The organism is Maribellus maritimus (assembly GCF_022267315.1).
In the GTDB taxonomy this organism is placed as follows: domain Bacteria; phylum Bacteroidota; class Bacteroidia; order Bacteroidales; family Prolixibacteraceae; genus Draconibacterium; species Draconibacterium maritimum.
In genome coordinates this window covers 17445-28665 of the sequence record NZ_JAIKLE010000056.1, presented here as the reverse complement: position 1 = coordinate 28665, position 11221 = coordinate 17445, and the positions used below count along the sequence as shown (strand labels likewise).

The window sequence follows — 11221 nt, the reverse complement described above, 5'->3', positions numbered from 1 at the left end:
ATTTTTTTGAACTGATTTGACAGGTGGGCAACGCTGCTGTAATGCATTTTATAGGCAATTTCAGTAAGATTTAGCTCATCATAAACAATGAGTTCTTTTACCTTTTCAATTTTGTGCGTGAGGTAAAATTTCTCAATTGTAGTGCCTTTAACTTCTGAAAAAAGATTAGCCAGATAAGTATAATCATAATTCAATTTATCACTAAGGTAGTCGGAAAGGTTGACTTTAATCTGTTCTTCGGTGTAGTGCACCAGCTCAATAATTGCGCTTTTTATTTTCTCAACCAGGATACTCTTTTTATCATCCATTAAAAGTAGCCCGGATTTTTTTAATGCTGTTCCAAGCTGTTTTAATTGTTCAGCCTCCACATTCCCAATAATATTAGCTTCTCCAATCTTTACATACGTATATTGAAGCCCAATCTTTTCCAATTCGGCTTTCACCACCATTTGGCAGCGTATGCAAACCATATTTTTGATGTAGAACTTCAAAACAGTATTGATATAAACAATTATAGTACCTTATTCCATACTTTTCATGTATTTGTATAGTTCGCTGTCGGTTGAAAGAATAATGGTAGTAGTGGAATCAAACGTATTTTCAAACGTTTCCATACTTTTTACAAAGCTGTACAATTCTCTTGAACTCCTTGATTTATTATAGGCATTGGCATAGATGCGGGCAGCTTCAGCATCCGCTTTTCCCTTAATTGTTTCAGCTTCTTTGTATGCCACAGATTGTATCTGGCTCAATTCGCGCTCTTTTTCTCCGTTAATTCTTGAAGCTTCGCCTTCACCTTCCGACCTGAATTTGTCGGCAATACGGATTCGTTCGCTCTTCATGCGGTCGTAAACCCGCTCCCTTACATCCTCCACATAATTGATACGTTTAAAACGGAAATCAAGAATTTCGATGCCTAAATCTTTTGTTTCTTCGTTGACTGTTTCCTGAATAATATTCTGAATTCTTTTTCTACCCACCTCGATGAAAGCAAGAGAATCTTCGATAATATCACTTATTTTAGCTGTCGTGTCAGCCTGCCGGTTGGTGTTTCTAACAACTTCTTCCAGACTGTGGCTGGCCACCTGATCGCGGGTTTCGCCGTCAATTATATCGTCGAGCCTGCTTTGGGCTCCCCGCTCATTGGTGAGGCGTTTATAAAACTGCAACGGGTCAGTAATATGCCAGCGCGCATAACTGTCAACAAAGATGAATTTCTTTTCTTTTGTGGGAATCTGATTTGGATCCCCGTCCCATTCCATATACCGCTTTTCGAAATAATTCGCTTTCTGCACAAAAGGAGTTTTTAATTTCAACCCGGGTTCGGTCACAGCTTTACCCACTGGTCTTCCGAATTGAGTTACTACCACTTGTTCCGTTTCGTTTACGACGTAAAGACTTTGGGTCAATACAATAATGCCGGCAATAATTATTGCTGCAATAAGTACTATTTTATTTTTTTTATTCATTGTCATTCTTTTAAGCAAATTGATTTTGTACTTCTAATTCAATTCCTTTTTAAGTAGAGGAATTATGTTGTTACCATTCTCTGAAGTGATAATCTTATCTCCAAGTTTAGGCAGAACATCCTGTAATGTTTCAAGGTAGATTCTTCTTTTGGTTACTTCGGGTGCCTGAACATACTCTTCGTAAAGGGCATTAAACCTGGCCACTTCTCCCTGTGCATTGTTCACGCGCTGGGTAGCGTATCCCTCAGCTTTTTGAATGGTTTCTTCCGCCTGTCCCCTGGCCCGGGGAATTACCTTGTTGTATTCTGATTTGGCTTCGTTTATAAGGGTTTCTCTTTCCTGCTGTGCTTCATTTACTGCATTGAAAGCCTGCTTTACCGATTCCGGAGGGTTGATGTCCTGCAGCACAACCTGGGCTATTTCAATTCCCAGTGAATATTCCCTGGACATCTCCTGCAACAGAACTTTTACCTCGCTGGCAATTTCAGCCCTTCCAACGGTTAGTACTTCGTTAACTGTCCTGTCTCCAACAATCTGCCTTGTAACAGCTTCGGAAAGATCGCGAAGGGTATTATCAGGGTTGCGCACTTTAAACAAATAATTGTAAGGATCGCTTACGCGATATTGAACCACCCACTGAACATTGGCAAGGTTCAAATCGCCGGTCAGCATTATCGCTTCGTCTTCCGTAACAGACCCCGTACGACTATATTCTGTTCTTATTCCTGCCTGCTGTGTACGAAAACCAAATTCTTGCTTTTTTTGCCTTTCAACTGGTACTTTGTAAACCTTTTCCACAAAGGGTATTTTCATTTTTAATCCGGGAGTAACCGTCCGTACGTGCTTTCCTAAACGCGTTACCACTCCTTCTTCTTCTGTGCCTACCTGAAAAAACGAACCAAACCCAACAATTAACAGTGCAATTACAATAATAATTGACATGTAATGCTTTTTGATGAGTTGTTGTATTTCAGATACATTAAATTCTTGATTATTCATATTTTAACTATTGATTTTTATAATCTTGAAAGCTACAACTAATAAAAGGGTTTAGCGAGGAATCCCTGTTATATTTTACACATTGTTACTCTTTTTTCAGTTTGGATAGTACTTTCGCAAAAACTCTTGTCAAATCAGCCCCTGTTTTCATAGAACAAGATGAAACATACTCGCACCATCGGCAACCGTGGGTTATCCCAAACCATTATTCACGTCCCGGCAATTTAGCTTCCATCTGCAAGTAACTGATGTCTCTTCTAATAAGATATTTTCATAAGTTAATTGGTCTAAACTGCTACGACTTTATGGCTTCCAGAAACCTGAGTAGTCATTTTGACTGAATCCCTGCGCCTTCCAAGTAACTTCAGCATTTTAATATGTTGCCATACTGCCCGTGCAAAGGTCTCATTAACATGATATGGCAGGCCATATTCCATGGCTTTGATTTGCACAATTTTCGAAATATCTTTATAGTGAATGTGGCTAATGTAAGGAAACAAATGGTGTTCCACCTGGTAATTCAAGCCCCCAACCAGCCAGGAAAAGATTGTGCTTTTAGGTGAATAATCGCATGTAGTGTACAACTGATGGATTGTCCAGTTATTATCTAATTCACCATTTCCGTCAGGAACCGGATATTCTGAAGTTGGCACCACATGAGCGGTTTGAAAAATAGTGCTTAATACCAGCCCGCTTGTAAAGTGCATCAGTAAAAATCCGACAATTACCCAATACCATGAAACAGGAATTGTCAATAGCGGAATTATCAGGAATACACTATAATAAATAACTTTTGAGATTATTACATCAACCAGCAACCTGTTAAATTTTCGGTTGCCACTTAGTCTCGCTCCCATTTCCCTGTATTTTCTTAATCGCCTAAAATCTTTGGCAACAATCCACGAAATCGTCATCAAACTATAAAAGAACCATGCGTATATGTGCTGGAAACGATGTACCTTTTTTAGCGAGCGATGAGGCGAGAATCTCAAAATTCCGGGAGGTGCAATATCTTCATCATGTCCTTCAATATTGGTAAATCCATGGTGAAGGGTGTTATGTTGATAGCGCCAGTTGGCCGGAAAACCACCAAGCAAATACAATGAATTGCCAAAAAATCGGTTCACTTTCTGGTTTTTGGAAAAAGAACCATGATTGGCATCGTGCATGGTAACCATTCCGAGTCCCGACATTCCAAGCCCCATAATAAACCAACACAACAATACCAGGATTACAGAAGATACTAATCCTGAAATCATAAGTATAAAAGGAGCCAGATATAAAAGGCTCATAAAAATAGTTTTCACATAGATTTTCCAATTTCCATGCGGTTGTATATTGTTTTTGCTAAAATACTCGTTTACCGAATTTCTCAAATCAGTTGTAAAATCGAGTTTATTTTTTGAATATTTTATGTTTCCCATTGTTCTAATTTTTTATTGTTTTCTGAGTGGCTTTAGCTATCAAACTTATAGTTGCAATAACCGAATTTTAATGTTTTCTTCTCAAATATTTGATTTGATTTTCAGGATAATTTTTATCGGATGATTTAATATTTGTGTCTAGTTTGTCTAAGTCCGTAAACTGTTCTGAAATGATAGCCGTATACAGCAAAGGTAATGGCGTCTATAAAAAGTTTCGGTTTATTCACTAATGTCCAGACTATAAACTTCCAATATTCGAACCTGCCTTTGTTCAGCATGCCCAATATAAAAATGGATTTGAAAAACGCCTTTATCCGGGTAAAGTCAATGTTGCTTTTACCAACTTTTACTGGTTTGTAATTTTGGAATAATTCCCTGATGCGTTTGTAATAGGGCTTTTCTTTATAAATATTGTTTATGATATATTGGTACCCTTCCTGTAATTTTTGGTTATCCATTTTGGGTATGAAATTCATTGTAAAATCGGTATTACTCCCGGTTGCATCAACGGTCAACCTGTTTTCTTCTTCCATTTGTTTGTACAGCCGGGTATTTTTTGGGGCATTAAGCAACCCAACCATCGCCGAAACAATTCCACTTTTCTGAATAAAATCAATTTGTCGCTGGAATACGGACGAAGTATCACTGTCGAACCCAACGATAAAACCACCGGAAACCTGAAGCCCTGCCTTCTGAATTTGCTTTACATTTTCCAGTAAATTCCGGTTTTCGTTCTGAATTTTATGGCAGCTATGTAAAGATTCTTCTTCAGGAGTTTCAATTCCAATAAAAGTTGAAGTGAATCCTGCTTCACGCATCATCGTCAGTAACCGGTCGTCGTCGGCCAGGTTTATTGATGTTTGAGCGTTAAAACTAAATGGATAATTATGTGAATTCATCCATTCTGTCATTGAAGGAAGCAACTCATTTTTTATGATTTTTTTATTTCCGATAAAATTATCATCCACTACGGATACTCCTCCTCGCCATTTCAGGCGGAACAATGCATCCAGTTCGTTTATTATCTGTTCGTTACTTTTCATCCTTACTTTATGCCCGAGCAACGCCGTAATTTCACAGAAATCGCATGAAAAGGGACATCCCCGTGACACCTGAAGGTTCATTGAAGCGTATGCTTTTAAATTCAGCAAGTGAAAGTCGGGAACCGGAGAAAGGATTAAATCGGCATATTCATCTGTCCGGTAAATTCTTTTTAGCGGGGTGCCATTTTGCATATCGGATAAAAACAAGGGCAGTGTAATTTCCGCTTCATTTAAAATAAAATGATCAATTTCAGTATAATTATCATATTCCTGGGTAAAAAGAGGTCCGCCGGCAATGACTTTTTTAGAGAACTCTTTGCAACGGGCTAAAATTTCAGACACCGATTTTTTTTGAACATACATGCTACTCAGGAAAACATAATCCGCCCATTCCAAATCCTCGTTTTTAAGCACCTCTACATTTAGATCGACCAACTTTTTCTGCCAGTTTTCAGGTAGCATAGCCGAGACTGTGATTAACCCCAAAGGAGGCACGGCAGCTTTCTTGGAGATAAACTTTAATGCATGTTTAAAACTCCAGTAAGTATCGGGGTATTTCGGATATATTAACAATATTTTCATGACAATTTTAAATCTTGACGCTGAATTACAAAAGAACCACTTACGATTTTGGTTTATCTCAGCGAATAATAAACATCATAAAAATACACCACGATTTTGCCTAAATAAAATGAAAGGGATTAACAAAATTTTTTTGGGATAAAATTCGGTTTGGAAAGATGAATGCTAAAAAACGATGGTGAATACCATTCGTCCCTGACGCCTAGAACAAGTCCTTTACAGCCATTAAATACTGACGGGATACAGGGACTGTCTCTTTTGTATCAATAAGTGTTAACCAGTAGGTATTAAAGTTTTTATTCAATTTATCTATGTACTGGATATTGACAATACATGAACGGTGCGTCCGTACAAAATTCTTAAATTCCTTCAGTTGTTTTTCGATATTTTTTAGGGTATTCCTTATCATTTTTTTTCTAAACTCTCCGCCATCACGGAAACCCACTTCTACATAATTATCGGCTGATTTTACAAAAATAATTTCTGATACCTGTATTCTTATGTTATCTGATTCATTCTCAGAATTCAATTCGACAAATTTATTCGCATAACTCTCCGAGAATTGTTTCAGTTTATCCTGCATAATGATTTTTTCCTCCAACAGATTTTTGTATTTCTCGTGCATCGAAGAAAAGATACTTTTCAAATGTATGGTAACAGGTACACTCAGGCTGATAACTATCACACGCAGAACAATATTAAATGTAATGCCTGTATTCCCTACATATCGGGTATAAAAAACGAAAGCGAGGCTGGTTAAAGCTACCTGTGAAAAATAATACAGGGAATTCAGCAATGGATTATATTCTTCATCCGTATTATTGCGAAGAAGATGGCGCTGAAAAATAATTTGTACGATTAACTGAATGATGAAAATTATTAAACCATAACCCGCGATGAACAAATTTTTATTCTCAGATTCGAATTTATGCGAAGGGAAAGGCTGGAAAAACATAATAAACAGGAAAACAGAAATGCTGATCGCCAGATAAATCTTAAAATATTTTTTTAATAGCGTAATAAATTGATTTATAGTGTTATTTGACATTTCTATTATGATTTAAAATCAGAGTCATTTGTGCTTTTTATTATATTTTCACAATCGCCAATGACATATTTAACAGAAAATTCTGAAGCCTCTCTCTTTTTCGATAACAAAACAACTTAAAATTAGGTAAATAACTATTCTAAATTTAATCAATTGTCAAGTTTTTATCCAGATTCTATGTGTTTAATTATATAATATCATGGAATAAATGGCGATATTTGAAACATTATATGTCGAAATTAAACGAAATATTACAACAACCCGAAGGAAGGCGATTGGAGTTTAAGGCTAATATGCCGACCAATGCCGAATTAGCTAAGACCATTGTCAGTTTTGCCAACGATGCTGGAGGAGAGTTTTTCCTTGGCATTCAAGATAATCCTCGGGAAGTAATTGGAATTGAGGGAGATCAGTTGATAGCCCTTGAAGAAAAAATAAGTAACATTATTCATGACCAGTGTTCACCTGTTATATTGCCGGAAATTCTATTTCTGAACCATGAAGGAAAGCATGTTATATATACCAAAGTTTATAAAGGGAGTGCTCCTCCATATCACCTAAAAAATAAAGGAATTGAAACTGGGACATTTATTCGGGTTGGTTCTTCAAACCGGCAGGCAAGCTCTGAAATAATTCGGGAACTCGAACGACAAAAGCAGAACATTTCTTTCGATAGCGAATTGGTTTTCCAAAAAACATTAGACGAGATTAATATTGATTCCTTTAAAACATTATTTGTTGAAAAAACAGAGGAGAAATTGGCTAAACAAGTTTTGCAAAAATTAGAATTGTATAAATCAGAACAAGGACGGGAATTGCCAACTAATGCCCTTGTACTATTATCTGATGACGAGTTAAGAAAGCAGATGTTTCCGTATGCAAAAATTGAATGTGCCAGGTTTAAAGGAACCGATCCCGGAAATTTTATCGACCAGAAAACAATAGATTCAAATGTTGGCCTGCAGGCAGAAGAAGCTTACCAGTTTATCCTGCGTCATATTTCACAAGGTGCAGCCGATTATCAGGGAGTTTTCAGAAATGACCGTTGGGAGTACCCAATAATTGCAATCCGGGAAGTTATTAGGAACGCTGTGATTCACCGCGATTATTCACTCTCTGGCAAGGACATTAAAATTGCCATTTTTGATGATAAAGTTGAAATTACCAGTCCTGGCAAACTTATGCCGACTGTGGATTTTAGCGATATGGATTCCGGTCAGTCCGACATACGAAATAAAATTCTGGCACCGGTTTTTAAACGCTTGGGAATTATTGAACAATGGGGCAATGGACTTAGGCTAATTGCACGTGAAATGCAGTCCTATCCTGAGATAGAGTTATCGTGGAAAGAGCCGGGAATTGCTTTCCGTGTTACATTTACCAATAAAGACTATTTGCAGCAGCAAGAGTTACAGCAAGAGTTACAGCAAGAGTTACAGCAAGAGTTACAGCAAGAGTTACAGCAAGAGTTGCAGCAAGAGTTGCAGCAAGAGTTGCAGCAAGAATCTTTATTCTCAAAAGTGTTGAAAATACTAAAAGACGGGTCAAAATCGAGAAAAGATATATCTTTAGAATTAGGGCAAAAATCTATATCTGGTCAACTTAATGAGATATTAAAAAGGCTTCAGGAAGGCGGATTAATTGACTGGACAATAAAAGACAAACCTCAAAGTTCAAAACAAAAATTTCAGATAACCGAGAAAGGCAACTTGTTTTTAAAACTACTGAATAGAAACCGGGAATAAAAGCTCATTCAATCCCTTTCACGAAATACCAACATTTTCAAAAAACAAGCCCTCCGGGTTTTCAAAAGCTTCCGGCATAAACCGTTCGTTCCGAAATTGCAAGAGTTGATTTTGGCTAACGCACAAGCCAGTTTCAAAAAGATATGATTTCCGTAAACTGCAATCAACCCTTTTTGAAACCATTCATCAACACATGCAATTTCTCCACTCTCTATTTATATACTCTATTAAAAACCAAATAAGATTGAAACTTTTTTTTGGTGTAATCAAAATCTATAGCAAAGTTATCCTCGAATGGTTTTACTGCAAAAGAGTTCGGCATAAACCCACCTGCCAGCCCCCAATCCATTTATTCCACTTCCTTTTGCATTATAACCATTCTCTTGCTCAGGAGTGCTTAAGATTTTGATTAAGGCAAACTATTGATTTCACTATTGGTTCTGGGATCATTGCAGATATGGTTTAGATCGTATGGTTTTCTGCTTTGAACAATACCATAAACAGTTCGGAGCATTTTATTGGACACATTATTCATTATCAGATAATGTGGTTTACCTTCAAGTCTTTTTCGCTCTGCGTATAAACTAAACTCTTTGTTATGTGCAACGGCTGTTTTCGCTGCGAGAAACAATAGTGATTTTAGTTTTTTGTCGGCTATATGGCTTGTTTTAGGTTTTAGTGACATTTTCCCGGAAGAATTGGGATAAGGACAGACTCCGGCAAATGCAGCAGCCTTTCTGGCTGTAGAGATACGTTTGAAGTTTTCAGTCTTAATTATTAGGTTGTTTGCGATTACCGGACCAATACCTTTAATACTGGTAATTAATTTATAATTTTCTTCTAATTCCGGTTGTGATTGAATAACCTTTTTAATTTCTACTTCAATGGCATTAATTTCTGCATCTAATTGCGCAATAGCTCTATTACAAACTTGGTGAACGGCAATGCTTTGAGATGAACTCTGTGCTCTTGCAGTTTGCCCCTGAAAGAGTGACTTTCTACTTTTTGACAACTGTTCCCGTAAAGAGTAGAGCTCCTTTAACTCTTTAACAGATTCTGTTTTTGGTTTGATAAAACGAAGTTCCTCAATAAATCGTTCACCATACTTTCGAATCCTGCAGGCATCCGCAGCATCACTTTTACCTCTTTGTAATCCAAGGCTATGTTTTATGCTGTAACCTGGGACCAACGCAATCCTGATACCTTCCAGATCGCAAAGATGCACTAACAGATCTCCATAACTTCCAGTAAACTCAGCCACCAGAATACCATCATTAGATACTTTTTTAAGAAAGCAACAAATGCCCTTGAGGTTATTAGGGATTACGACCTTCTTTTCGTTATTATCAACGAGATAACTAACGTCAAACTTTCCTTTTGACAAATCAATTCCATAAACTTGCATAATAATTTGTTATTAATGCTCCTGTTGAGTGGCTTAAATCGTTAATGGGTTTTTCCCGATATACTCTCTGGCTTTAACTCAATTAACTTACTGTGCTTAATATAAATATTAGATTTTATCTATTCCGTTTCTAAAGCTAATGCAGTAAGTGGAGCTGTTTGTTTAAAGGTAAAAACAGTCTGGTTTTTACCTTTAACTCTTTATGAGGTAAAGTAACGATTCCTTTTCCTTTTGAAAATTTTCCGGAAATGTAGCCGGAGGTGTTTACGGGGTTGAACGGAAAGACTTTGGAAATCATTATAATAATACTTCCATTGCTTCATCAACCAGTGAGTTATCAAGTTCTTTTAAATATGCCTGTGTGATAGCTATGTTTTGGTGCCCCATTGATTCGCTAATAATATCAGTTGCTATGCCTTTTTGTTTTAGACAATTGGCATAACTGTGCCGGGCAACATAACTTGAAACAGATTTATTAATTTCACATAAAGCGGCAATTTCTTTTAAATCTTTATTGAATTGCTTCAACGTTTTTTTCTTCCGGTTTTCAATTTGAGAGGGTGTTAGTTCATTTTTTAATAAAATGGGAAAAACATAATCAGTCCCATTTTTCCTGTTTCTATAATAGTCCAGAATTTCCTCGACAGGGGGTAATGTTTTTATTCTAAAATTGGTTTTTGTTTTAGAGCGGGTATAATAAATCTGGTCATCTATAACATCTTTCCACCGTAGTTTTATCATATCGGCAAAGTTCATTCCCCGGGTGTAGAAGCTGAAAACAAAGTAATTTCTGGCATTAACTAGTTTTGGATAAGTGCTTAAATCTTTTTTTATGATTTTTTGAACATCTTCAAGTGCCAGTGCTTTTTTTATTCCTTTACCCTTTAGTTTAGAAACTTTATATTTTGTGAAAGGGTAAATTTCTTGTTTGATTATTTCCCGTTTTATTGCAGAATTAAAAAGGGCTCTCAATGTTCTCATCCGAACGCTAATTCCTCCGTCAGTTCCTCCATTCGCACGAAGACTTACTTCATATTTTTCGAGAAAAACAGGTGTTATCTGTTCAAAAGTTAAAGATCTGTTTTGACTGAAATTTTTTATTGATTTTAACGTGTCTAAATTAACCCTGGCATTTCCTATTTTCCCGGCTTGTATCATGTCGGCAATAATTTCTTCCCAAAAAGCAAAAATGTTTTTGTAAACAGGGTTACTTTGTATCCGCATTACGCTCTCTATATCCGTAAGTGTATAAAAGCCTTTTTTCTGTTCAAGGTCAGTTACGACATCGGTAGCCCTATCTATGAATTTTAACAGTATCCTGTTTCTTTTCAGATAGTCTGGGGCATTTTTGTTGAATTTTCCCTGTTTTTTGTTCCACTCTTTTTCCAAACAAGTATAAGGAGTACGGAAAAATACAGACTTTCTCTCTTTCGTAATCCGCAAATAAATTGGATATTTGCCTGTAGATAATTTTTTCTTTTTCAGAACGGTCTTAAAACTAATCAT

General features: G+C 36.6%; 9 protein-coding genes. 1 reads left to right on the top strand and 8 read right to left on the bottom strand.

The features are described from left to right. The 6 genes from K5G00_RS27000 to K5G00_RS26975 form a co-directional block, all read right to left on the bottom strand. Positions 1-470: helix-turn-helix domain-containing protein (locus K5G00_RS27000; protein ID WP_238769609.1), on the bottom strand; the 470-nt coding region annotated here is incomplete at its 3' end. A gap of 51 nt (positions 471-521) precedes the next feature. Continuing rightward, complete coding sequence (hflC, locus tag K5G00_RS26995) at positions 522-1469, bottom strand: protease modulator HflC (protein WP_238769608.1); 948 nt, start codon at positions 1467-1469, stop codon at positions 522-524. A 33-nt stretch (positions 1470-1502) separates the two neighbouring features. Continuing rightward, positions 1503-2468, bottom strand: coding sequence for an FtsH protease activity modulator HflK (gene hflK / locus K5G00_RS26990; protein WP_238769607.1), 966 nt, complete (start codon positions 2466-2468; stop codon positions 1503-1505). 287 nt (positions 2469-2755) lie between these two features. Beyond that, a complete protein-coding gene (locus K5G00_RS26985; protein WP_238769606.1) occupies positions 2756-3892 on the bottom strand; it encodes a fatty acid desaturase family protein in 1137 nt (378 codons plus the stop codon). A 125-nt stretch (positions 3893-4017) separates the two neighbouring features. Further along, positions 4018-5517 (bottom strand): B12-binding domain-containing radical SAM protein, encoded by a 1500-nt coding sequence (locus tag K5G00_RS26980; protein WP_238769605.1) that lies wholly within the window; start codon positions 5515-5517, stop codon positions 4018-4020. 202 nt (positions 5518-5719) lie between these two features. Continuing rightward, positions 5720-6565 (bottom strand): LytR/AlgR family response regulator transcription factor, encoded by an 846-nt coding sequence (locus tag K5G00_RS26975; RefSeq protein WP_238769604.1) that lies wholly within the window; start codon positions 6563-6565, stop codon positions 5720-5722. A gap of 230 nt (positions 6566-6795) precedes the next feature. Between K5G00_RS26975 and K5G00_RS26970 the strand changes: the two genes are divergently transcribed. Continuing rightward, positions 6796-8310 (top strand): ATP-binding protein, encoded by a 1515-nt coding sequence (locus K5G00_RS26970; protein ID WP_238769603.1) that lies wholly within the window; start codon positions 6796-6798, stop codon positions 8308-8310. 409 nt (positions 8311-8719) lie between these two features. Here the strand turns inward: K5G00_RS26970 and K5G00_RS26965 are convergent, their stop codons facing one another. Together K5G00_RS26965 and K5G00_RS26960 are read right to left on the bottom strand one after the other, a co-directional pair. Continuing rightward, positions 8720-9715, bottom strand: a complete 996-nt coding sequence (locus tag K5G00_RS26965; protein ID WP_238769602.1) for an IS110 family RNA-guided transposase — start codon at positions 9713-9715, stop codon at positions 8720-8722. 297 nt (positions 9716-10012) lie between these two features. Continuing rightward, on the bottom strand, positions 10013-11221 hold the full coding sequence (locus K5G00_RS26960; protein WP_238769601.1) for a site-specific integrase: 1209 nt from the start codon (positions 11219-11221) through the stop codon (positions 10013-10015).